The organism is Nostoc sp. LEGE 06077 (genome assembly GCF_015207705.1).
Classification (GTDB): domain Bacteria; phylum Cyanobacteriota; class Cyanobacteriia; order Cyanobacteriales; family Nostocaceae; genus Nostoc_B.
The window spans coordinates 42,679-66,685 of the sequence record NZ_JADEWI010000017.1; the positions used below are offsets into that span (position 1 = coordinate 42,679).

Annotated in this window: 22 protein-coding genes, 1 tRNA gene and 1 pseudogene; 10 read left to right on the forward strand and 14 right to left on the reverse strand. The window is 41.8% G+C overall.

Translation table 11 applies throughout. From position 1 onward, the window contains the following. Positions 1-31: 31 nt before the first annotated feature. The 3 genes from rodA to IQ244_RS13830 all read right to left on the reverse strand — a co-directional run bounded on the left by rodA (position 32) and on the right by IQ244_RS13830 (position 3,401). A complete protein-coding gene (gene rodA, locus IQ244_RS13820; RefSeq protein ID WP_193894907.1) occupies positions 32-1,378 on the reverse strand; it encodes a rod shape-determining protein RodA in 1,347 nt (448 codons plus the stop codon). A gap of 235 nt (positions 1,379-1,613) precedes the next feature. Further along, on the reverse strand, positions 1,614-2,687 hold the full coding sequence (locus IQ244_RS13825; RefSeq protein WP_193894909.1) for an Mrp/NBP35 family ATP-binding protein: 1,074 nt from the start codon (positions 2,685-2,687) through the stop codon (positions 1,614-1,616). A gap of 189 nt (positions 2,688-2,876) precedes the next feature. Then, complete coding sequence (locus IQ244_RS13830; RefSeq protein ID WP_193894911.1) at positions 2,877-3,401, reverse strand: SRPBCC family protein; 525 nt, start codon at positions 3,399-3,401, stop codon at positions 2,877-2,879. Positions 3,402-3,841: 440 nt separating this feature from the next. On the opposite strand from IQ244_RS13830, the gene hemF reads away from it, so the two are divergent. Both hemF and IQ244_RS13840 read left to right on the forward strand, forming a co-directional pair. Then, the gene (gene hemF / locus IQ244_RS13835) at positions 3,842-4,885 is read left to right on the forward strand and encodes an oxygen-dependent coproporphyrinogen oxidase (RefSeq protein ID WP_193894913.1); all 1,044 of its coding nucleotides are present in this window, start codon (positions 3,842-3,844) and stop codon (positions 4,883-4,885) included. 401 nt (positions 4,886-5,286) lie between these two features. After that, positions 5,287-5,655 carry an STAS domain-containing protein gene (locus IQ244_RS13840; RefSeq protein WP_193894915.1) on the forward strand — a complete coding sequence of 123 codons (369 nt, stop codon included), beginning with the start codon at positions 5,287-5,289 and terminating at the stop codon, positions 5,653-5,655. Between the two features lie 84 nt (positions 5,656-5,739). Here IQ244_RS13840 and IQ244_RS13845 read toward each other — a convergent pair whose 3' ends face one another. Then, entirely contained in the window at positions 5,740-6,357 is a 618-nt protein-coding gene (locus tag IQ244_RS13845) for a chromophore lyase CpcT/CpeT (protein ID WP_193894995.1), read from the reverse strand. Positions 6,358-6,692: 335 nt separating this feature from the next. Between IQ244_RS13845 and psb29 the strand changes: the two genes are divergently transcribed. After that, positions 6,693-7,400, forward strand: coding sequence for a photosystem II biogenesis protein Psp29 (gene psb29, locus IQ244_RS13850; protein WP_193894917.1), 708 nt, complete (start codon positions 6,693-6,695; stop codon positions 7,398-7,400). Positions 7,401-7,542: 142 nt separating this feature from the next. Here the strand turns inward: psb29 and IQ244_RS13855 are convergent, their stop codons facing one another. Then, positions 7,543-8,331: a hypothetical protein gene (locus IQ244_RS13855; RefSeq protein ID WP_193894919.1), complete on the reverse strand. Its 789-nt coding sequence runs from the start codon at positions 8,329-8,331 to the stop codon at positions 7,543-7,545. Between the two features lie 397 nt (positions 8,332-8,728). Then, the gene (locus IQ244_RS13860) at positions 8,729-9,028 is read right to left on the reverse strand and encodes a 30S ribosomal protein PSRP-3 (RefSeq protein ID WP_015113334.1); all 300 of its coding nucleotides are present in this window, start codon (positions 9,026-9,028) and stop codon (positions 8,729-8,731) included. Between the two features lie 209 nt (positions 9,029-9,237). Between IQ244_RS13860 and IQ244_RS13865 the strand changes: the two genes are divergently transcribed. After that, positions 9,238-10,026, forward strand: coding sequence for a TIGR01548 family HAD-type hydrolase (locus IQ244_RS13865; protein ID WP_193894921.1), 789 nt, complete (start codon positions 9,238-9,240; stop codon positions 10,024-10,026). A 216-nt stretch (positions 10,027-10,242) separates the two neighbouring features. Here IQ244_RS13865 and IQ244_RS13870 read toward each other — a convergent pair whose 3' ends face one another. Both IQ244_RS13870 and ruvB read right to left on the reverse strand, forming a co-directional pair. After that, positions 10,243-11,052, reverse strand: coding sequence for a tetratricopeptide repeat protein (locus IQ244_RS13870; protein ID WP_193894923.1), 810 nt, complete (start codon positions 11,050-11,052; stop codon positions 10,243-10,245). Positions 11,053-11,226: 174 nt separating this feature from the next. After that, positions 11,227-12,327 carry a Holliday junction branch migration DNA helicase RuvB gene (gene ruvB, locus IQ244_RS13875; protein ID WP_193894925.1) on the reverse strand — a complete coding sequence of 367 codons (1,101 nt, stop codon included), beginning with the start codon at positions 12,325-12,327 and terminating at the stop codon, positions 11,227-11,229. Between the two features lie 157 nt (positions 12,328-12,484). Here ruvB and hisF point away from each other — a divergent pair, with 157 nt between their 5' ends. The 3 genes from hisF to IQ244_RS13890 all read left to right on the forward strand — a co-directional run bounded on the left by hisF (position 12,485) and on the right by IQ244_RS13890 (position 13,722). Continuing rightward, positions 12,485-13,258 (forward strand): imidazole glycerol phosphate synthase subunit HisF, encoded by a 774-nt coding sequence (hisF, locus tag IQ244_RS13880; RefSeq protein ID WP_193894926.1) that lies wholly within the window; start codon positions 12,485-12,487, stop codon positions 13,256-13,258. A 104-nt stretch (positions 13,259-13,362) separates the two neighbouring features. Continuing rightward, positions 13,363-13,554 carry a hypothetical protein gene (locus IQ244_RS13885; RefSeq protein ID WP_015113328.1) on the forward strand — a complete coding sequence of 64 codons (192 nt, stop codon included), beginning with the start codon at positions 13,363-13,365 and terminating at the stop codon, positions 13,552-13,554. Between the two features lie 95 nt (positions 13,555-13,649). Beyond that, positions 13,650-13,722, forward strand: a tRNA-Ala gene (locus IQ244_RS13890). Between the two features lie 206 nt (positions 13,723-13,928). On the opposite strand, the gene IQ244_RS13895 is transcribed toward IQ244_RS13890, so the two are convergent. The 6 genes and pseudogenes from IQ244_RS13895 to IQ244_RS13920 form a co-directional block, all read right to left on the reverse strand. Beyond that, positions 13,929-14,999: a TniQ family protein gene (locus IQ244_RS13895; RefSeq protein WP_193894928.1), complete on the reverse strand. Its 1,071-nt coding sequence runs from the start codon at positions 14,997-14,999 to the stop codon at positions 13,929-13,931. A 2-nt stretch (positions 15,000-15,001) separates the two neighbouring features. Further along, the gene (locus IQ244_RS13900) at positions 15,002-15,286 is read right to left on the reverse strand and encodes a hypothetical protein (RefSeq protein WP_193894930.1); all 285 of its coding nucleotides are present in this window, start codon (positions 15,284-15,286) and stop codon (positions 15,002-15,004) included. Positions 15,287-15,405: 119 nt separating this feature from the next. Further along, a complete protein-coding gene (locus IQ244_RS13905; protein WP_193894931.1) occupies positions 15,406-15,681 on the reverse strand; it encodes a hypothetical protein in 276 nt (91 codons plus the stop codon). A 39-nt stretch (positions 15,682-15,720) separates the two neighbouring features. Then, positions 15,721-16,074, reverse strand: a pseudogene (locus IQ244_RS13910) (transposase family protein); the annotation flags it as partial. Positions 16,075-16,321: 247 nt separating this feature from the next. Further along, the gene (locus tag IQ244_RS13915) at positions 16,322-17,491 is read right to left on the reverse strand and encodes a pyridoxal phosphate-dependent aminotransferase (protein ID WP_193894933.1); all 1,170 of its coding nucleotides are present in this window, start codon (positions 17,489-17,491) and stop codon (positions 16,322-16,324) included. Positions 17,492-17,625: 134 nt separating this feature from the next. Next, complete coding sequence (locus IQ244_RS13920) at positions 17,626-17,829, reverse strand: hypothetical protein (protein WP_015113507.1); 204 nt, start codon at positions 17,827-17,829, stop codon at positions 17,626-17,628. Positions 17,830-18,286: 457 nt separating this feature from the next. On the opposite strand from IQ244_RS13920, the gene IQ244_RS13925 reads away from it, so the two are divergent. The 3 genes from IQ244_RS13925 (at position 18,287) to IQ244_RS13935 (ending at position 24,000) form a co-directional block, all read left to right on the forward strand. Then, positions 18,287-18,619 (forward strand): STAS domain-containing protein, encoded by a 333-nt coding sequence (locus IQ244_RS13925; protein WP_193894935.1) that lies wholly within the window; start codon positions 18,287-18,289, stop codon positions 18,617-18,619. Positions 18,620-18,772: 153 nt separating this feature from the next. Then, positions 18,773-21,376: a TIGR03960 family B12-binding radical SAM protein gene (locus IQ244_RS13930; protein WP_193894937.1), complete on the forward strand. Its 2,604-nt coding sequence runs from the start codon at positions 18,773-18,775 to the stop codon at positions 21,374-21,376. Between the two features lie 560 nt (positions 21,377-21,936). Further along, the gene (locus IQ244_RS13935) at positions 21,937-24,000 is read left to right on the forward strand and encodes an Rne/Rng family ribonuclease (RefSeq protein WP_193894939.1); all 2,064 of its coding nucleotides are present in this window, start codon (positions 21,937-21,939) and stop codon (positions 23,998-24,000) included. Positions 24,001-24,007: the final 7 nt, after the last annotated feature.

Sequence of the window (24,007 nt, forward strand, 5' to 3'; positions counted from 1 at the left end):
ATAGTTTTTATCCTAATTGACCATTGACTCATTAATAATACTTCTGCTTTTGTCGGAAGTTTGCCACCGATTCTACTATTCCTAAAGCGATGAAGTTAGTTAGCATAGCCGAACGTCCGTAACTCATCCACGGTAGGGGAATTCCGGCGACAGGTGCTAAACCAACCGTCATCCCCACATTCACAATTAACTGAAACACAATCATCGACAAAACACCAATCGCCAATAACGAACCAAAGTTATCTTTGGCTGTTTGGGCTACGTGCAGTAGACGAAAGCAAATCAAGCAAAAGACAAACAACACTACTAAACAACCCACAAAACCAAATTCCTCACCCACAGCCGAGAAAATAAAATCTGTATGCTGTTCGGGAACGAAATTAAGTTGGGTCATTGGCCCTTTAAACAAACCCCATCCCCAAATTTCACCTGCACCAATGGCAATCCGCGATTGAATCAGGTGATAGCCAGCGCCGAGGGGATCATGATCGGGGTCAATAAATACTGTGAGGCGGTCTTTTTGATACTCTTTCAAGATGTGATTCCAAGCAAAAACTCCCAGTTCACCACCCAGAATATTGAGACTTAAGGCACTGATTGCAGCAAAACCAAATCGCCGCCAAGGGAGTGTTAGCCAACCAACAATTCCCATCGCCAATGACCAGATTAATCCTAAAGGACTAACAGCTATTTCTTTTAGTAATCCGAGCGGATTAACAGCTATGAGTTTAAATAAATCGATTGGCTCTGCTAAAGGCCAGGAAATACTAAACAAAATGGCGGAAATTACTGGAGAAATAAATAGTATCAGCCAGCCAGGATTGGCATTAGCCCAATACAGCATCCCTAAAACGATCGCCCCAAATACCAAAGATGTCGCCAAATCTGGTTGCAAAAATACTAGTCCCCAGGGAATGGCAGTAATTGCCAAGGCGCGAAATACATTATCTAGGGAAGATGCTGTTCGCTTGTGTAATAAGGCGGCTAAAGTGATAATTATGCCAATTTTGGCAAATTCCGACGGTTGAACATTAAAACCCGCGACACTAATCCACCGCTGTGCGCCTTTGGCACTCGTACCTGCTAACATCACTGCAATTAAGCTGAAGTTAGTCAGACCATAAGTCACCCAATGCCACTGAAGTAAATTTTCGTAGCGAATCCGAGATAAAAACAACGCTATGAAAACACCAATCCCAGCGACTAACCAGTGCCACCACCAATCTGTGACTGGCTGTTTGAGTTCTGTACTCAGAATCATGATGCCGCCAAAGATGCTGACAGCAACAGGTAAACAAAATAATAACCAATCTACTTGCTGCCAAGGCTTGACCCAAGATTTCCAGCGAACTTTGGGGAGCGAACGTTTTAACAACATTGTGCGATTTAGACTTTAATTTGAAGAGTTAAATTTACTGAGTAAAAAGCATTTAGGAAACAGAAGTCAGAATTTCACAAACCTAGGAATTTATTTTTCAAAACAAACAAGTTTTCTACGATCCAACTTCAATTAAATTATGAAAAATTCTGACTTCTGAATTCTAACTTCTAAATTCTCGATTTATAATCTGTATTCCCAGGTAACTGCCCAGGAATCAGACAAAAATTCAAATTTATGCCGTCAGTGCCGCGACTGATACTTTACCAGCAATAGTGAAGGCGATCGCTTTTAATGCTTTGGCAGAAGCCGAATCTGGTTCAGCCACAACAATCGGCACACCACTATCACCACCAACTCTCGTGGAAATCTCTAAGGGTACGCAACCTAATAAAGGAACTCCCAACTCTGTAGCGGTTTTAGAACCACCACCAGAACCAAAAATATCGTACTGTTTATCTGGCATATCCGGGGGAATAAAGTAGCTCATGTTTTCTACTATTCCCAAAACAGGGACGTTCATTTGTTGGAACATCCGTAATCCTTTGCGAGCATCTAATAAAGCGACCGTTTGTGGTGTAGTCACAATTACGGCCCCAGCCATTGGCACTGCTTGGGTTAAAGTTAACTGGGCATCGCCAGTTCCTGGCGGCATATCGACAATTAAATAGTCTAATTCGCCCCATTCCACCTGATAAAGAAACTGGCGAATTACACCATTCAGCATCGGCCCGCGCCAAATCACAGGCTGATCTTTATCAATCAAAAAGCCCATTGATACTAATTTGACACCATGATTAAATGCCGGTTCTAAAACTTCACCTTTGTCTGTGGAACGGACTGTAATTTTAGCATCACCTAGTCCCAGCATGGTGGGATCGTTTGGCCCGTAAATATCGGCATCTAGCAAACCGACTTTTGCTCCTGTTTGCGCGAGGGCGACAGCCACATTCACAGCTACCGTGCTTTTACCGACACCACCTTTACCACTGGAAACCGCCAAAATATTTTTTATCCCAGGAACACCATTACGTTCAGGTACATTTTTTTGCTGTGGTGTTTCGGCTGTGACTTCTACGTTGACTTGTGTCACCCCAGGTAGTTTTTTCACAGCTTTTTCACAATCTTCGACAATAAATTCACGTAAGGGACAGGCGGGTGTGGTCAAAACTAAAGTGAAGCTCACCTTGCCACCGTCAATATTAACGTTGCGAATCATATTCAGTTCTACCAGACTCTTACGGAGTTCTGGGTCTTGCACAGGCCGCAATACTTCTAAGACAGAACGGGAATCAAGGACATCGTACATAGTGTTTTCAGCATTACCGCCGTAAAAAATTTAAGAAATTTTTATTCTTACCTAATAGAATCTTAACTTTCTTGGGAATAGCAAACTAGGGGCTATAGGCTAGAGGCTAGAGACTAAAAAATAATTTTTGCAGTACCTATTTTGTCCGTAGCTTGTAGCCTGTAGCTTGTAGCCTGTAACCTCTAGTCTCTAAAAATCAAAACAACTATCATTAAGAGATTTTTTCTTACTGGATACCGCTTCCACTGCGGCATTTTCTACGGATTCAACTAAAGAACGTGCAACCCGATCTGCATAAGGACGGGAAAATGACCAAATTAGTGGCGATAACCAGCCTTTCAGGGTGACAGAATAAGACAAACAAGTACCACAAACAGTAGATTCTACTTGATAAGTAATTCTTTCTTCTACCCCAGGAATAGCCAAAACTCTCACACTCAAAAGTTCTCTGGGATTGACTCGCTCGACAAAGATATGAATAGGAAACGGTGAAAAGCGTGTGACAGCTTGGTAAATTAATCCAGGCTTGGGGACTAATCCGTAGGGGACATTGGTACTTTTGAGCAGGGGATGCCAAGAAACATCTGTTAAGTCAACTACTTTTTGCCATAATTCATCAACAGAAACATCACTAATCTCTCGGTAAGTCCGTACTAAAGACGCACAAAACCGACGACGTTTGCGGTGGATGAATGTTGATAACCAACCTCGCATTTGCCTTATCCTCCTCGCTACAGACTTGCTGGTAACTTTGGTCTGGTGAGCAATCCTAGTTGCCTTTACTTAACATTTCTCAATATTTGGTTGTGGCATAGCAAGTAACGATTAGGCACAAATGGCAACAAGGTTGCTAGGGCTGGAAACCGAGGCTTGCGGGGCATCACCATCATCAGTAAGGCATATACTAACTTGCCAGAAGTTGATATAACACCAGAATGTTCCCATCAAGAAGTACAAAAAAAACTGAGTCAATATACAAGCCTATACGCATTTGAGGGAAAATAACTCTAGTCATACACATCAATAGTGTAAAAGCGTGACAAAAAACATTAGTTTGAGCAAATCGAGCTAAAAAATGAGTTCGGATTGTCTACAAATTTTTAACTGAAAATTTCTGGCTTTTTGGCAATTGTAATTAAGGTTCGGGAATCTCTATGTTGACTAATTCGCACACCCCAACAGTAAAACCAGCATCATCCAAGTTCTTACCACCAACGGATGCTAAGGCTAGGGTGAGTCAGTTTATGAAACAACTACAAGACGAAATTACCCAAGCTTTAGCCGAATTAGATGGTGTGGGTGAGTTTAAAGAAGATGCTTGGGAACGTCCAGAGGGAGGTGGTGGGCGATCGCGTGTGCTGCGTGAGGGAAAAATCTTTGAACAAGCAGGTGTAAATTTTTCTGAAGTTTGGGGTTCTCACCTGCCGCCCTCGATTTTAAAGCAACGTCCAGAAGCCGAGGGACACCAATTTTATGCCACAGGCACTTCCTTGGTGTTACATCCGCGTAATCCTTATGTACCAACTGTTCACTTAAATTACCGTTATTTTGAAGCTGGGCCAGTATGGTGGTTTGGAGGCGGGGCTGACTTGACACCTTATTACCCCTTTGCGGAAGATGCTGCCCATTTCCATAAAACCCTGAAGCAAGCTTGTGACCAACACCACGCCGAGTATTATCCAGTATTTAAGCGTTGGTGCGATGAATATTTTTATCTCAAACATCGCAATGAGACTCGCGGCGTAGGCGGTTTGTTCTTTGATTATCAGGATGGTCAAGGTACTTTATATCGTGGCCCTGACCCCAAAGGCCCCGCTGCTAGTTACAGCGACGAAGTAGGAGTAGTTGCACAACGCACATGGGAAGACTTATTTGCTTTTATCCAAGGTGGTGGTCGTGCCTTTTTACCAGCCTACGTACCAATTGTCCAACGGCGACATGAAATAGAATATGGCGATCGCGAACGAAATTTCCAACTTTATCGTCGTGGTCGGTACGTTGAATTTAACTTGGTTTACGACCGAGGCACAATTTTTGGACTCCAAACCAATGGACGTACCGAATCCATTCTCATGTCTTTACCACCTTTAGTACGTTGGGAATATTGTTATCAGCCTGAACCCAATTCTCCGGAAGCCGAACTGTATGACACGTTCCTCAAGCCGCAAGACTGGATAAATTGGACAACAACCCACTAACGATCACATACAATGTAATCCCCCCTAGGTTAGGTTAATTTGTTCAGAATTTTCAGTGTTGGGTGCGTTGTATAGGAATATAAAATTTTGCATATTCGTTACTTGGCACTCAGCGCTTTCAACTCAGCACTTTCATTAGCACTCAGCACTTTTTTAGTGAGTTACACTACTAAAGGTAAGCACCTAGTAAATAGGTGACTATTTTAGCTATAACTTGTTTATCTCAAGTCTCAGCACTGGATAGTCTTCTCAAACGGTGAGTCAATTAATTTACCAAGTTTCTGGGAAGCTTTCGCGCCAACGAAAGTCAGTATTACCAAATAAGTACCTTCTTTGACTCACCAATCTCAGGCTAAATCCAGTAATAGTTAATTTGAAAATGAGTGCCACGGGGATTTTTAGTGATAAAAATAGAACAAACAACCTATACAACCCAGGACGGTAATACCGTCATAGTTTTAACACCAGCTGGTCGTCTCGACATCACCACAGCTTGGCAATTCCGCTTAAAGTTGCAGGAATGTATTTCTAAGCTCAGTCGCCATGTAGTGGTGAATCTTGGTCAGGTAAATTTTATTGATAGTTCTGGTCTCACGTCTTTAGTAGCTGGGATGCGTGATGCTGATAAAGTCAAAGGCAGTTTTCGCATCTGTAACGTACACCCAGAAGCGAAACTAGTTTTTGAAGTCACAATGATGGATACAGTGTTTGAAATTTTTGAAACAGAAGAGGAAGCTTTAGAAGGTGTTCCTCGGAGTATCGCTAGTTAATCAAGTACTAAGTGCTGAGTAAAAAAGACTAGCTTTCAGCTTTCAGCTATTTTCTCATACGTTGTGAGTAAATATTGTTAATACTCAGCACTCAGAACTTAAAACTGAGTACTGTTCTCGTTTAATGTAGCGATAGGGTCCTAAAATCGCTCCCCAAGTTGCTTTTCCTGTCTCCGAGTCAATACCTTTGTCATAGCTATAAAATTCTTCTGCTGTGGCTTCAAACCCCAAGGAAACTTGGACGTTGTTGCCTTGATAGTTAAAGCAGCAATGAGTCTCGGTTGGTTGAGTTGCGACAAACTTATAGTTTTTAGGAGCCAATTCTTGCTGGGTAAGCGTAAGAATACACCCTGGTAATAAATCCAATTGTTCGACTGTGAGTGTCTTTAGTAAAGCAGGATTACGGCCTGCGCCACTTAAGGCACTTGGGTTTTTAGGTATATAGTACTGAATTTGCAAAGGTGCAGCAAAATTATTCCCGGCCGTTAAGCGCAATATTCGTTGGCGATAAGGGCGGTCTAAATAGACAATATTGGCTTGTTCAGCAAACAAAGTAATGCTGTCTTCGGAGAATAAGTTAACTGGTCTTTGCCACATACGTAGGTGAACATACCAAGCAGGTTCTGCTAGAGCCTGTTCCCGATTGTCAAATTCACCAGCTATGTATTTACCAAGAGTAATCAGAAGAGGTGAAAGACTCATAAATTGTGATGCACCATCCAAAATATTTGATAAAAAAGAATTCAGTATAAGATTTTGACGACTGGGTAATGAAGATTGCGGGAAAAGCTTCATCTGAGTGTGTGAAACGAATTGTCAACATGATTCCGTATTCAAAATCTATCTGTTCTAGGTAGAGTATTCTGAATTCTAGATTTAGAACTCTTATTTATAGCTGTTTGTTGAGCAAATATCATTGATCCCCTTTATGCTACCAAATTGACCAAAGATTCTGAGGAGAAACCCGAACTTGGCAAAGTAGCCTTTAAGGGAGACAATAAAATAACTTCGCCCTTAACATTCTTAATATTTTCTTTGTGAATAACGTCCGTACTGTCTCTGATACAAAGCGAACTTTCTACTCCTTACATACCCGTCCCATCAACACAATCTATCGTCGGGTAGTAGAAGAGTTGATGGTGGAAATGCATCTGCTATCAGTAAATGTTGATTTTAGTTACAATCCAATTTATGCCTTGGGCGTTGTCACAACTTTTGACCGCTTTATGCAAGGCTATCAACCGGAACGAGACAGAGAATCAATTTTTCATGCTATCTGTCAGGCTGTAGAGCAAGAAGCGCAACGCTATAGACAGGATGCTGAAAGGTTGCAAACTTTGGCGAAAAATTTAGCAGCCAACGATTTAATTGCTTGGCTTGGCCAAACTAATCATTCAGGTCAAGATGCTGATTTGCAAGTACAATTGCAAGTGATCGCCAATAATTCTCACTTTAAATACAATCGCTTGTTTGCTATTGGTCTATTCTCCTTATTGGAGGAGTCTGACCCCGACTTGGTTAAAGATGAAAAGCAACGTACTGATGCAATCAAAACGATTGCAGCTGGGTTGCATTTATCGGAGGACAAACTCAACAAAGATTTAGATTTATATCGCTCTAATCTAGAGAAAATGTCGCAAGCACTGGTGGTAATGGCAGATATGATATCAGCTGACCGCAAAAAACGCGAACAACGCCAACAACAAGCTACTACGCCAGTTACCCCGCCTACTGCTAACGAATAAGTTGATATACGCTCAATTCCTACATTTCCAGATTGAGATCGTCATTAGTCCTTTGTCCTGTTTAAATATGAATGGGTAATGACAAAGGACGACCTTTATTGCTAGTTATGCAATTTAGATGTGTTTAGCTTAGGTAATTTATTTAATCCTTTGGAGGAAAAGTAATTTTGTTTCCCGCTGGAGTGCTAATTACCTTTCCTCCCAAAGCCTCAATTTCTCTCACTACTCTTTTCTGAGTTTTTTCATCAACTCCATTATTTAAGACAATTGCCCAGGTGGCAATTCGAGCGTATCGACTATCAGGATTACGGCTCAAAAATAAAGCAGTCTGATGAGAGTTCTCAGCCATGTATTTACTTTCGATATCTGAATAGTGATTTGCCCAATTCGCTGCCATCGTGAAAGAATGTTGTGCGGCTTGAGAATTGCCTAAAAATAATAATTCATCAGTACCTTTATAACGCCACACATAATAAGATTTTTCGGGAATTTGGGGGGTGATAGAATGCAAACCTTCCTCAATCAATTTTATTGAGCGTTCTGGCATAGCAGCATACATAGAAGTACTAGTAGAAAGGCTTATATAAGCCCCTAAAAATCGTGGGTCATGTTTAACAATAATCTCAAAATACTCTGGACTAAGACTGTAACCTGTTTTTTCTCGAACTTCGTCATCTCCAAAGTACTGTAAGAAATTCAAATACACCCAATTAGCCATAAAATTGTCATAGCCAAAACTAGGTAACTCTTTCAATAAACTCAGCCGCAGATGTTCGGCTTTGATTTCTTGTTCTAAAATTTCTAACGAAGCTGCTTGTTTATTAATTAACAGTGATTGGAGTCGGGGGAATTGAAGGGCGCTAACTCCTAATACACTCAAACAGGCGACTAAAGGCGTAATCAAAGCTTGATAAGATAAACGCAACAGCATACTGGGCTATTTTTTGGATTTATGATCAACCCATTGTATGCAATATTACTAGTATTCAGTGGTGATTTTAAATAATTGCTGAGTTAGATAACTGCATCTGTATTTCGGATAATTAATCAGAATTGCCTGTAGTCAGTTAATCCATAGAATACATAACCTGTAGAGAAGCGACTAATCACATCTCTACAGATAGTCTATCTGTCGCATTCTTTTTTCAAATTGAGTAAGAAATACCAAATTACTCAGGAAGAAAGAGCAGGATAAATGGAGGATATATACTCAACATTGCTTGCTGCTATTTGTTAACCTTGTTGCACAATTTGTTGATTGTGGCAGTAGGAACAAGAGCAGCAAACTGTGAACATTTGTAAACAACAAACGAGCTAATTGTGCAGTATCAAGCACTACCTGTGAAAGCAACTTCTGGAAACTTCAACTGAGCTTCTGCCATTGGACGGTTTCTACCTTCCTCTTGCCAGTAGTTAATCACTTCTGTTGCTTTGTTAAGCAATTCAACGCGATCTAGCTCAGTAATCCAGTGTTTGGATTCGAGTTCCTTTTTTAACTCTTCCCATGCATCATTTCTGGGCCAGAAAAAGTACTTCGTTAAAGGACTAGTACCTTTACCTACAACTTGGTCAACTGCTAGGGCAACGTTATCTTCTAACCAAAGAATTTTGAGAATGAACTTGGTCAATCACACCTCCGGGAAATATCCGGGCATTACTTACTAAGTTTGCGATTGCTTATTGTAACTTAATATCTAACTCAATGACCAAACCGTGATTAGTAATTAGTTTTTCAGGGAGTGGGATGTGGGAGTAGGTAGTGGTCAAGAAGTATTTATTATGGATACTTCTCCCATTTAAAATCGGAAAAGCTTAATCTTTCTTTATCTATGCAACCATGACTGTACAAGCTTCAGTACGATCGCTCGTCGTTTTTGATATTGATGGTGTTGTGCGCGATGTTAGCGGTTCTTATCGCCGCGCGATCGCCGATACTGTAGAACACTTTACTAACGCCGCATATTGTCCCACACCCTTAGATATTGATCAACTCAAGTCTGAAGGTGTTTGGAATAACGATTGGGAAGCGTCCCAAGAATTAATTTACCGTTACTTTGAGTCTCAAGGACAGCCACGAGAACAAAACAAGTTAGATTACAACACCATTGTTACCTTTTTCCAAGCCCGTTACCGTGGCCCAAACCCGAATAATTTCACGGGATATATTTGTGATGAACCTTTATTGTTAAGCTCAGACTATCTTCAACAACTTACTCAAGCGGAAATTGGTTGGGGATTTTTTAGCGGTGCTACTCGCGGTTCGGCTAATTACATCTTAGAAAAACGTTTAGGTTTGCAATCTCCAGTGTTGATTGCGATGGAGGACGCACCCGGTAAACCAGATCCTACAGGATTGTTTGCTACCGTTGACAAGTTAGAGAATGAACAAAGCAACACCCCAGTCATTTATGTAGGCGATACTGTCGCGGATATGTATACAGTAGGTAAAGCGCGAGAATTGCAGCCGCACCGGACTTGGATTGGTGTTGGGGTTCTACCACCGCACGTCCAGGAAACCCCAGCACGCTCTCAGGCGTATATTGAAACACTGCAAAAAGCTGGAGCCGCAATAGTTTTGCGTAATGTTGAAGAGTTAAATCCTGCCAAGATTGCAGAACTATTGTAGTGATGAAATACTAACTGGCTTGAGAAAGCGATCGCTTTTATATTTTCTCTACCTTCAATTAGCCAAAATTCTATGGAAGAATTGGCAGACAATTACATTGTCTGCCTAAAAAATGCTTGTGAACAAAACCATTCGGGGCGAGAACAGGAAATAGAGAAAGAATTAGCCCCTTTTACGTCACATCGTATGGAACTGTTATCCGTTCTCTGTTGGCTTTTAATACTGAAGTTTCAAAAACTTATCTAAAGCAGCCACCATACTAGGAGGCCAACGGCGGATACTTTTCACCCAGTCGATATCTTTGTAACGTTGATCTAACCCGTAGGCGGCTACCCAATTACTCTCTGCTTCGCCTTTCTGTCCATTTACCCAATAAGCAGCGGTTAAAGCAGCGCGGACATCAGCAAATTTGGGATATTTCCGAGCAATATTTCGCATTTCGCGGATTGCTGGCTCTATTTGACCAGTTTCATACAAGGCGATCGCATAGTTAGCACGGGCAAAGGCAAAATTTGGGGCAATTTCGGTAGACTTTTGATAATCTGCGATCGCCTCATCCCATTTTCCTAAACCTGCTTTGGCATTACCACGATTGTTATAGGCCATTGCATCTTTAGGATCTAATTCTAGGATGTGATTATAATCTGCGATCGCCTCATCCCATTTCCCTAAACCTTCTAAAGCTGTACCCCGATTTAAATAGGGATCTGTGACATTGGGAGCCAATTCTACAGCTTTGTTGTAGTCTGCTAGTGCATCTTTTAGCTTATTCTGGCTAACCCGTGAATTTCCCCGATTACTCCATGCACCTGCATTGGTAGGGAATTTCTCAATAATTTTTGTCCAATATTCTTCAGCCTTGGCAAAGTCACCCTGATTCGTCGCTGCAAATGCTTGATTCGCCCATTCATCCCCTTGTTGGATTTCCTCTGGCGTGAAGTTGGGTTGTTGGGATTGTGCCATGACTGGTTGACCCCAGCCAAACACAAGTAACAGACTGAGAAAAATACTAATTAACTTAATCATCTGGGTTTACCTGTGTCTATCTGTGGTGGAGATTCCACAATTTATCATGGCGAAAACTGTCTCATACAGCAAGCAAGAACCGCCAGACTTTCAGCATAGCCAATAAAATTAAAACCAGATGATGGCGATCGCAGCATACTTCAGGGGATGTGAGATGCTGCGATCGCAGCATCTTTACAAAATAGACAACTGCTCATTAGGTGGCTTAAATCCCAAATGCTGATATGCCGCTTTTGTGGCAATGCGACCGCGCGGGGTGCGGCTTAAATAGCCAATCTGCATCAAGTAAGGTTCATATACTTCTTCAATTGTCTGGGTATCTTCACCTGTGGCGGCGGCGATGGTTTCTAAACCCACAGGGCCACCATTGAAATTCTCAATGATTACACTTAGCATTTTGCGGTCTGTCCAATCTAAGCCACAGGGGTCTACTTGGAAGAGTTGCAGTGCTTCAGCCGCTACGCTTTCAGTAATTTCTGTTATTTTTTTCACTTCCGCAAAATCACGCACTCGTTTAAGTAGCCGATTGGCAATTCTTGGTGTACCTCGTGAACGACGGGCGATTTCTGTCGCACCATCGGCTGTCACGTTGGTTTGCAGGAGTTGAGAACTGCGAACAACAATTTGGCTCAGTTCATCCACTTCATAAAAGCGTAACTTCTGCACTAAGCCAAAGCGATCGCGTAACGGTGAAGTTAACGCACCAACGCGGGTTGTTGCGCCCACTAAGGTAAATTTCGCCAGTGGCAAACTTCTAATCCGCGCACTCGTACCCTTGCCAATGGTAATATCTAAGCGATAATCCTCCATAGCTGGATAGAGAATTTCCTCAGTCATCCTGGAAAGACGATGAATTTCGTCGATAAATATGATGTCTCCGGGCTTCAGGTTTACTAATAGCCCGACAATATCTCTTGGACGCTCTAGCGCTGGCGCACTCGTAATCTTATAGTTGACCCCCATTTCTGATGCTAAAATCATTGCCATTGTCGTTTTCCCCAATCCTGGCGGGCCGTATAACAACAAGTGATCCAGCACTTCGCCCCGTGATTTTGCTGCTTTGATGGCAATTTCTAACACATCCTTTAAGTCTTTCTGCCCAATGTAATCGGCAAATCGCTGTGGTCGAATACTCTCTTCTTGCTTTCCTTGTTCATCAATAACGGCTTCAGGTTGCAAAATATTTTCTTGGGAAGATGCTTTTACTGATTCCCGCTGCTCCTTGGGTGGTTTGTTAGGTTCTGGAGGCTGTTTTTTCGAGGAGATTATCGCCATAATTCAGCTATTAACTTTGACTTGAGGACTGGTTGAGCGCCATCGACATCGCAATATTTGAGAATAAACCTCAGATGCGAAAATTTTAGTTTGGGAATACACTTACCAATTTAAAATTTAAATTCCAGACATTGAAGGAAGGAGTTGAGAATTTACTATGTTATCTAAAAGGATCTTACCCTGCTTGGATGTGAAGGCGGGACGGGTTGTAAAAGGAGTTAACTTTGTCAATCTCCAAGATGCAGGTGATCCGGTTGAGTTGGCAAAGGTTTACAACGATGCTGGGGCTGATGAGTTAGTGTTTCTGGATATTACAGCTACTCATGAAGACCGAGATACAATTCTCGATGTGGTTTACCGCACGGCAGAGCAGGTCTTTATTCCGTTGACTGTGGGCGGTGGTATCCAAACCTTAGAAAATGTTAAAGCTTTGTTACGGGCTGGAGCAGACAAGGTTAGTATTAACTCTGCGGCAGTACGTGATCCAGACTTGATAAATCGGGCGAGCGATCGCTTTGGGAATCAGTGCATAGTTGTTGCGATTGATGCCAGACGCAGATTAGATACTGAAAATCCTGGCTGGGATGTGTACGTGCGTGGAGGAAGGGAAAACACAGGTTTAGATGCTCTCAAGTGGGCTGCTGAAGTTGAACAACGAGGAGCAGGAGAACTGTTAGTTACAAGTATGGACGCTGATGGAACTCAAGCCGGGTATGACTTAGAGTTAACCAAAGCGATCGCCCAATCAGTCCAAATCCCCGTAATTGCTTCTGGGGGTGCAGGTAATTGTGAACATATCTACGAAGCTGTAACTGAAGGTAAAGCAGAAGCTGCATTATTAGCATCATTACTGCACTACGGGCAATTAAGCGTCTCAGAAATTAAGAATTATTTGCGCGATCGATATATCCCAGTACGTTTGTATCCTTAAGCCGAAAGACATTATTAAATCCCCCTGACTACCAGCCAAATTGAACCCAGTTATCGAAAACGATGTTAATATTATTTTACAAGTATTAATAAATATTAAGAAATATGTTGATCCCTATTTTATTATTTGATGTAGCGCTGGTGGCTTGGTCACTGCATCTTATGGAAAAGGCCTACGAGAACAAAGAATTTTCTCTCATGTTGGCAGGGACATTGGTAGCTCTCGCTGCTGCTGCTATGTTAGTAGTTTACTTTCTCATGGGTCACTGTATGACCTACTTGTTACAAGTTTCATAGACAGTTCTGTGTAATAAACTAAGTATTTAAATTAATTACACAGAGAAAACTTGACAAGTAAGAAATTAGTACGGCATAATTTAAAATGGCTTTTTGGGGTTATAGCTCAGTTGGTAGAGCGCTGCAATGGCATTGCAGAGGTCAGCGGTTCGAACCCGCTTAGCTCCATTTGTACATTAAATATTTATTGTAAGTTTTAATGCGACAACAACCATTAGTTGTCCAAAATGGTCACTTTATGCTTGTCATTTCCAATGGTCAACTTATGCTTGTCAATTTTTGCACACAAAGGTCAGCTAGTAAAAGGGAAATAAGAATCAAAGATAGCTATAAGTAAAGTAGATACTTTTACTTAAACAAAGTTAGCGTTCTACTTACTTAAATTGGCATTGTACTTCTTGCAATGCCAAACGAACTTTTGGATATCTCAAGTTTCCTGGCATAGTCATTTGTTCTGATACACGTTTTTCCGAAGGATATATTCCTTGATTCCAGAGTTTCTGAGTAATCTGTCGAATTTCCTCACAAGACTGCTCTATGTTATGCTCAAATCTTGCTTTTCTGCCTTTGAGGTATCGAGCCGAGATTGCATGGCATAAATCTGGAAAGTACCTAAAAATCGTTCTTCTATCACATTTCAAACGCCGAGCTACCTCTTCCATTGATGGTGCAGGATACTCATCGCTTTCAAGTATTGCTTCTATATTTTGTTTTACTTTATCAGCATCAAAGCGTTTGATAGATTTTTGACGGCTGGATTTGATTTGGGGTACAGGTATTCGCAAGGTTGGAGGCGAATTTACCAAATCCTCTTCAAGCGTTAAAAAATTGAGTAGTGATACTTTAAGACAGTAACAAATGTGCAAAAGTGCTTTGATTGAAGGTAAATTCCGTCCTTTGCACCAAAGCCATACTGTATTTCTTGGTATTTGAAGCTGTCGAGCAAATGCAGCAATATTTCCATCAGCAACTTTGTTTACATAAGCACACAGCGATTTGGCCATATTTTCTTTGAATGGCTCAAATGTTAAATATGGAGATTTAGCAAGCAAGTCTCCTACAGTTATAGCAGTCCAAATCTCGAACTTTAACTCATCCTCAGTTGAACTCTTACTCTCACTTGGTTGAGCTTCAAAAGGCAAACCAAGCCACTTTAAGCATTTTGAACAGTAGCCAGGACGCGATCGCCAAGCTAAAGCATAATTTGTCTGATGGCAATGGTGGCAATTATGGTGTAACCTCTGCTTGTGATATGAACAAACTTTTATTATATCAAGTGACCAAGCTAAAGACTCATAAACTATGTGGTTCCTTGTAAGCTGCTCCTGATAACAATAAGGACACCAAGCACGAGTAGAAGAAACCAAATTCATAGACGGGAAGACTTCAGACCAAGTTAGTAATGTTAGAAACTGAAGATTGTTATTAAGAGTCAACTTTTGCATGGCTATTGACCTAGTTCAATAGCCATGACACCTGTACCATTTAGTGCTCCTGTAAAAGGATATATTTTGCTTAGATTTGTACTTCCATAAGTCTTCTTTACAACTGGTGCTAATTCTCTTTCCAGCAAAACTCCTGGAAATAAGGAATGAGCTTCTGCCAAACGAGCAATATAACCAGTTAAACTTTCCACTAAAGGAGTTCCAATACTAATAGGTTCTATTTGGTACAGGCGGCTACGCTGTGGGATTGAAGGCTGCTTTAAGCTATATGATTTGTCTGTATCCAACAGTTTTACTCCGAAATTTTTTGCTCCTTAAAGAATTTTTTGTTGGGTATACTATCGCAAAAATGTTTTGGCTTTTACTTGGATAATTTCTTTATGACTAGTTAATATTTGCAAAATAACTACTTTTCCCAACCCAGTTCGCGCCGAACTGCACGTACTGCTGCGATAGCATTCTCCTGAAGAATCGTTCCAGGTTTACTTAAATGTGGTGAAATGCGGCTAGCAGTTGGTTCTATTCCAAAGAACTCTTGCATAAATATTTTCTGGTATAATGAAGGGTTATTTTCTTTTAGGTTAGAGAAGTTAAAATAGCCACAATTTACAAAGTTTCTAATATTAACTATTGCTGGAGAATCTTTACCTAAAAATTCAATATAGCAAACTGATTCAGCCATTATTTATTTGCTGAATTATCATGATTAATTCTGCTTTATTTAAGCTTTGAAAGCTAATTCATGATTATAGATTCCAGCAATCAGATTAGACCTTAATCCACATCTGCGATGGCGATTTCGGTATTGATTAGATAAAATATTGAAGATTTTTAGCCGACGATTAACGTGTTCAACCACAATTCGTAATCGATTAAGTTGTCGATTAGATTGCTTCTGCTCCTTCGTCAACTTTTTCCCTTTCCGTTTCTTAATCGGTGTTTCGCTTAATTGATGAATTTTCTTAATTCCTTGATAGCCCTTATCCGCGATAACTTTGAGCAATTCTCCAAACCTTACACCACTTGTTTTAAATAACCTAAAATCATGAATTCTCCCCTTTCCATGCCCTAAACAGTAATTACCCTGTTGAGTCAGGTTTTAGTCAAAGAACCAAAAGGTGAACCAGACTTGGAGGCTAAACAGCAACTCCATCAATTTATTCAGCAGATGTGGGAATGTCGAAAGTCTGAAGTCTGAAATTTTAGACTTCAAAGTTGTATGATTTTGGGATATTTACCTCACGCAGAGGCGCGGAGGCGCAGAGAGTTTACCCTAGTTATTCAGCAACGCCGAAATTTCATACTTCATACCTCATACTTTTTTAGTAGTGGATACCCGCATCCTTCATTCTTCTAATGGCTTGTTGCATTCGTTCCTCTGAAATAGTTAAAGCAATGCGGAAGAAGCCTTCACCAGATGCACCGTAACCGCTACCTGGAGCCACCATAATGCCGCATTTGCCAAGCAGCAAATTTACAAATTCCGCAGAAGAATAGCCAGCAGGAACCGGAACCCAAACATAAAGGGTAGCTTTTGGCGGCTGAATTGGCCAACCTAAAGATTGCAAACCCTTAACAATAATGTCGCGGCGATTTTGATAAACAGACATCACAGCTTGCAGTTCGGCTTCTGAAGTATTGTAAGCTGCGATCGCCGCTTTTTGAATTGCCTTAAACACTCCCGAATCAACGTTAGTTTTAACCTGTCTTAAACCTTGAATACCTAGCGCATTTCCCACAACAAAACCAACCCGCCAGCCTGTCATATTGTAAGACTTGGACAAACTGTGAAACTCAATGGCGATATCTTTTGCCCCTGGTACTTGCAACACACTCGGCGGGTTGTAGCCATCATAAGCCATTTCTGAGTAAGCATTATCATGACACAGCAAGATATTGTACTGCTTACAGAAATCAACTAATTCTGCAAAAAACTTCAGTGTTGCGACTCCCCCAGTCGGGTTATTTGGGTAGTTAATCCACAAAAGCTTGGCTTGACGGGCAATTTCTTGAGGAATCGCGCTCAAATCTGGTAAAAACTGATTTTCTGGTTTTAGTGGCATCGTGAAAGGCTCACCATCAGCAAAAATGGTAGAAGTGCGATATACCGGATAACCAGGATCGGGAATGAGTGTATAGTCTCCCGCCTCGACAAAAGCTAAAAAAGTATGATGTATTGCTTCCTTAGAACCAATAGATGCTACAACCTCTGTATCTGGATTTAACCCAGTTACCCCAAACCGACGTTCCATCCACTTAGCCGCCGCCTGTCGAAATTCTTGCATACCTTCGTAGGGCGGGTAGTTGTGAGTCGTAGCGTCATCGATTGCCTCATGCATTACCTGAAGAATGTGTGCAGGAGTCGGTTTATCGGGATCGCCTACTGCCATATTAATGATGTCCACTCCCTCGGCGACGAGTTTTTCTCGTTTACGGTTAATTTCAGCAAAGAGGTAGGGAGGAATTTTTTCTAGGCGTTTAGCAAGGTGCATGGCGACTTAATATTAATGCAAACATTAATGCTGACTAGCACAGTTTACGCCACACCAGGTAACTAAACAGTAAATCTCACAGAAAAATACAGGTCATTAGCAATTGACCATTGACTATTGACTAATAACCAAAATTAATATCCCCAGCTAGGAACTAGCTTGACTCTGCCAGCATCCATTTCTGCCATTAATAATTCCAACGCTTCGTAGTCTACATCCGAAATATAACCCATTTGAGTTAATTCGGAATTTATTTCATTTTCTATCTCTGGAGTTAATTTTTTAATATCAAGAGCTTTTTCTACTAGTTGGCGAATAGCATACTTACTCGTTCTCATATTTATTAACCCATTTTAGGTAATACTAAATTATCCGGGATAGAGCTAAGTATAAATTGTGATCTAAATGCTTGAATGTAGTGATTTAGATCACATTATTTTTGATAAATAATCTATCCTTAACTCTACATTATTCTCTGGAAATGAACGTATTTAATCTTATACTTAGCTATAGGTGAATCAGCTTAAGTATCGACAAATTAAGAGTTCCTAGCAAAGTTACGGATGAGCAATCTATCCCGTGGCTGTCTATGTTGATTGTTTGAGAACCGATGTAAAAAAAAAGTATATATAAATACATTTTACCCTGTATTTATGACAATCTTTAAAGATATACCCGTTAGCCATAAAGATTCAGCAAAGAGATGTAAGACGTATGGTCGATGTTTAAAAAAAGAGATTATGTTCAAATAAATCTCAGGTTCAAGATTTAATAACTCTAATTTAGGATGTCAATATGCAAGCAGTCTTGGAATGCCCAAAAACTACAGTTATTCGTTTACAGGGCAATCTCAATGCCGTCAACGCATTGGAATTTGAACGAGATTTGACCGCAGCACTAACACAAAATGATGTCTCAATCTTGCTTGTGGATTTGGCAGCGGTAGAATCATTAGACAGCGCAGGCTTAATGGCATTCGTGTCTGCACTGAAGCTGGCTCAAAACTTAGGGCGGAGTTTAAAGTTATGCTCTGTATCTCCAGCCATTAAAATTATCTTTGAATTAACCCAACTTGATGGGGTATTTGAGTTTGAAGATAATTCCGAATCGGTGACTGTAAATTTTTAAGGGCTAATTAGCCTAGCATCTAAGCTACCTTGGGAACAATCCTGTGTAAAGGATGTTGTCAGTTACCAAGATAACCATATGCTTAGACCCGATCAGTGCTAAGGTTGGAGGTGATTATCTGTAAATCATAAAAAGTAGCTAGAAGATAGCGCAGTGGCTGTTGCAGTTGAAAAATTAATTACATCGGATATTTTAAAACCCGCGCGTTACCTCGGTAACGAACGCCTAGCAGTACATAAGCCTTGGAATAGGGCAGTTATCAGATGGGTGTTGACCTACCCAGAAGTATATGAAGTTGGCTCGTCTAACTTAGGGCATATCATTCTCTATAACATTTTGAATGCCCAACCGCGCCAATTGTGTGATCGCGCTTACCTCCCAGGTACAGACTTGGCAGCCAAACTCCGGGAAACAAACACGCCCTTATTTGCTGTAGAGTCAAAGCGATCGCTCACAGAATTTGACATTTTAGGTTTTAGTCTTAGTTACGAATTAGGTGCAACCAACATCTTAGAAATGTTGGATTTAGCGGCAATTCCCTTGACATGGCAAGAAAGAGCAACAGGGAATTATCCGTTAATTTTCGCCGGCGGACAAACAGCAACCTCAAACCCTGAACCCTACGCCGACTTTTTTGACTTCTTCGCTTTAGGTGATGGTGAAGAACTCTTACCGGAAATTGGATTGGTGTTAGAGGAAGGAAAAAACGCTGAATTAAGTCGCCAAGATTTGCTTCTCGACTTGGCACAAGTACCAGGGGTATACGTCCCGCAGTTTTATGACATGGCTGCTGATGGTTCCGTCCATCTCAACCATCCAGATGTACCAAAACGCATTCTCCGAAGAGTCGCTACCCCCATACCCGCCTATTCCATTGGGCTAGTTCCCTACGTAGAAACAGTACACGATCGCCTGACGATTGAAATTCGGCGTGGCTGTACTCGTGGGTGTCGCTTTTGTCAACCAGGAATGTTGACCCGTCCCGCGCGAGATGTGGAACCGGAGAAAGTTGTCGAAGCCATCGAACAGGGAATGCGGGCAACTGGTTACAATGAATTTTCCTTACTATCCCTGAGTTGTTCTGATTATTTAGCCCTACCAGCGGTAGGGATGGAAATCAAAAATCGGTTAAAAAATGAAAACATTTCCCTGACTTTACCCAGTCAGCGCGTAGATAGGTTTGATGAGAACATTGCCAACATCCTTGGTGGTACACGGCAAGGTGGATTAACCTTTGCACCAGAAGCCGGCACCCAAAGGATGCGGGACATTGTTAACAAAGGTTTGACCAATGAAGAATTGCTCAGAGGTGTCAAAACAGCTTGGGAACAAGGCTGGGATAAAATCAAACTCTATTTTATGATTGGCTTGCCGGGTGAGACAGATGCAGATGTTGTCGGCATCGCCGAAACGGTACGTTGGTTACAGAGTGAATGTCGGGGTCAGGGCAGAAGACCACTGAACTTTAACCTGACAATTTCTAACTTTACACCCAAACCGCATACACCATTTCAATGGCACTCAGTAGCGACTGCTGAATTTAAACGGAAGCAAAGCCTACTGCGGCGAGAATTCCGCCCGATTCGGGGAATAAAGGTGAATTTCACCGATGTCCGCATTTCGGCAATGGAAGACTTTGTGGGTAGAGGCGATCGCACTTTGGGTAAAGTTCTCCGTCGCGCCTGGGAACTAGGTGCAGGTATGGATTCTTGGTATGACAATTTAGATCAAGCTTTTAGCGCTTGGAGTCAGGCGATCGCCGAAGCAGGTGTAGATTGGAAATACCGGCAAGTCGAAAGCGGCGAATGGAACTTGTTTCATTCAGAAGACGAAGATTCCTCTACCCCTCACTCCCTAGATCTACCCCTACCTTGGGATCATATTGATACCGGCATCGACAAAAAATGGTTAAAAGAAGACTTGCAACGTGCCTTAGCAGCAGCAATTGTTCCCGATTGCTCCTTTGAAGGTTGTTCGCACTGCGGTGTCTGCGGCACAGACTTCGGTCATAATATTGTGATTGAGCCACCGACTATCCCGGAATTTGCGGGTGAGTTTGTGCCGAACACAACCAAAGCTCAAAGATTGCGTGTCTGGTTTGGGAAACAAGGTGATATGGCTTTGTTAGGCAATCTCGATTTATTGCGCTTGTTTGACAGAGTTATCCGCCGCGCCAGTTTACCAATTACTTTCACAGGTGGATTTCACCCGAACCCACGAATTATGATTGCTAGTGCTTTACCTTTAGGCGCTACTAGCAATGGCGAAATCGTCGATTTTGAGTTAACGACACCTGTAGATATTCAGACTTTCCAAGCCAAACTAGCCCAGGAACTGCCAAAAGATATACCTATATATGGTGTAGCAGAGATAGATTTAAAATCTCCAGCAGCTAATCAAGTCTTAGCCGCAGCAGAATACCAGGTTACAGTAGCAGTGCTGAGTGCAGCTACACCTGCACAATGGCAAGATTGGATTGATGCTATCTTAGCTAAGGACGAAATTATCGTAGAGCAAACCACCAAATCAGGCAAAACTCAAATAGTAAATCTGCGCGATCGCCTGTTTGAATTAGCATTAGTAAAAATTAACAACAGTGCCACCGAATCTACCGCTATTCTGCGTTACCTAGGTAGTTGCCGCAATGACGGAGTTTCCTTACGTCCTGAGCAAATTCTATCTCTGCTGCAAGTAGTTGCAAACCAAGAATTTCAACTTCTGCAAATTCACCGCAATCAGTTAGTTTTAGGAGTATAATCCCTAAAGGGCAACTTGCTAGTAGTTGCCCTGATGTAGCACATCGTGGGAATTGATTTTTAGCAAGGTTGCGTTAGAATGAGGTGAAGAGAAATTTTCTGACGCTGCATTGAATTAACTAGTTCACTACCCTTATACTCAGGGAGCGAAAGCAAAGATACTAGAGAGAAACTTCTAGGGTTTTATCCCAGACAAGCTGAAACGGATTAAAAAGCAAACTCTCTTTATAGCTACCTTGCGAACTAGTAACTTAAAAGCAGGCTCCGTCGGCAACTCTTACTCTATATTTTTTTAAACAACTGCTAAATGCCTAATCCCTAGGTGGTGCGGGTATCGCATCAAAAATCAACCACGGACGGTTGATTTATTTACTTAAAAAATATGCAGCCGTTCTGGAATAAACAGGCGTGTCAACGCAATTACTCAGACATTTGCTCTTTAACTTTGAAGCTCGGCTTCACAATTTTTATTATCAGCAGTACCTTTGGTAGCTGGCAGGGGCGAGGGACATAACAAACCTCCAGAACTACACTCGTGCTGCCAATTTTTGAGGAAATTGAATGCCAAAACAAATTATCATCGCAGAGCAGCATCAAATTGCTGCCGTATTTTCGGAAGATCAAATACAAGAACTCGTTGTAGCCACAGGCCATCACCAAATTGGTGATATCTACTTAGGTGTAGTAGAAAATGTATTGCCCGGAATTGACGCGGCTTTTGTAAATATTGGTGATCCAGAACGGAATGGCTTTATTCATGTCACAGACTTAGGCCCTTTGAGGTTAAAGCGCACAGCCGCAGCCATTACAGAACTATTAGCACCGCAGCAAAAAGTGCTGGTGCAAGTTATGAAGGAGCCAACTGGGACTAAAGGGCCAAGGCTAACAGGTAACATTACTTTACCTGGACGTTATGTAGTACTCATGCCTTATGGTCGAGGGGTAAATTTATCTCGCCGGATTAAAAGTGAAAATGAGCGTAATCGCCTCCGGGCGTTAGCAATTTTAATCAAACCGGCAGGTATGGGTTTGTTGGTGCGTACAGAAGCCGAAGGCAAACCCGAAGAAGCCATCATGGAAGACTTGGAATTGCTCCAAAAGCAATGGGAAGCCATTCAGCAAGAAGCACAATCAACCCGTGCGCCAGCATTGCTGAACCGGGATGATGACTTTATCCAGCGTGTATTACGGGATATGTACGGTGCAGATGTCAACCGAATTGTGGTAGATTCCAGCACTGGACTGAAGCGGGTGAAACAGTACTTGCAAAACTGGAGTGGCGGACAGACACCACAAGGATTGTTAATTGATCATCACCGCGATCGCTCACCCATATTAGAATACTTCCGCATTAATGCCGCCATTCGGGAAGCGCTCAAACCAAGAGTAGATTTACCTTCTGGCGGCTACATCATTATTGAGCCAACAGAAGCCCTCACAGTAATTGATGTTAACTCTGGTTCCTTCACGCGATCGGCAACAGCCAGAGAAACAGTATTGTGGACAAACTGCGAAGCCGCCACAGAAATTGCCCGCCAATTGCGACTGCGAAATATCGCCGGAGTCATTGTTGTAGACTTCATCGATATGGAATCGCGGCGCGACCAACTGCACGTTCTGGAGCATTTCAACAAAGCTCTCAAAGCAGATAAAGCCCGTCCCCAAATCGCTCAACTCACAGAACTTGGCTTAGTAGAACTCACGCGCAAACGTCAAGGTCAAAATATTTATGAATTGTTTGGTGGAACTTGCCAAACCTGTGGTGGTTTAGGACATATTGTCCATTTACCCGGAGAAAACGAAAGCCGTTTACCCACACCAGCAGAACTTCCCGAACGTTTCGTCTCTTTACCTCAAAGAGAACCTCGTTTACCAGTAGCGCGGATCACAGAACCAAGAGAAAGCTTTGATAGCTTTGGTGATAATTTTGAGACGGACACTGATTTAAGCTCCTTAAATTTAGTTAATCATCCCAGTTATCACGAATTGGGTGATAACAATAAGCGAGGTAGTCGCACTAACCGTCGGAGAAGAATTGGGATTAATGGCGCAAATGGTAAAGATGAAACAAGGCTTGCTCCTAATTCTCTAGGTTTTGATAACGATACAGATCTAGAACTGGATAATGAAGTTGACTTAAGTCCAACACCAGAAATCCCTACACCCAGCTTAGGTAAATCAGGTTGGACAGAAAGAGTCGAACGCAATAAAGTCATCAAAACAGAACCAGTCAAACCAGTGGTTGAACCACCGGAGATTAGAACTGTAGAAATGACTTTAGAAGAACAAGATGTTTTTGCCTTGATGGGAATATCCCCCTTAGTGAAATTGGATCGGGAAGTCAAAAATCCCAAGTCAGTGATTATTAATATTGTGCAGCCTGGACAAGGCACAAATACACCCCCAGAACAGCCTTCTGCTACAACTATTACCGAAACCCCCAGCCAGGAAGCCAACATTTCACCACCAGTAGAATTAGAGCAACAATCTCCGCCACCAGAAAAAGTTGATTTAGATGAGTTTGCCACTAATGGCGAAGAATCTGAAGCAAATCTAACTGCCACAGGTAGCCGTCGCCGCCGTCGTCGTTCCTCTGCTTTAGATTCTAATTCTGAGGACAGTTAATATCTCC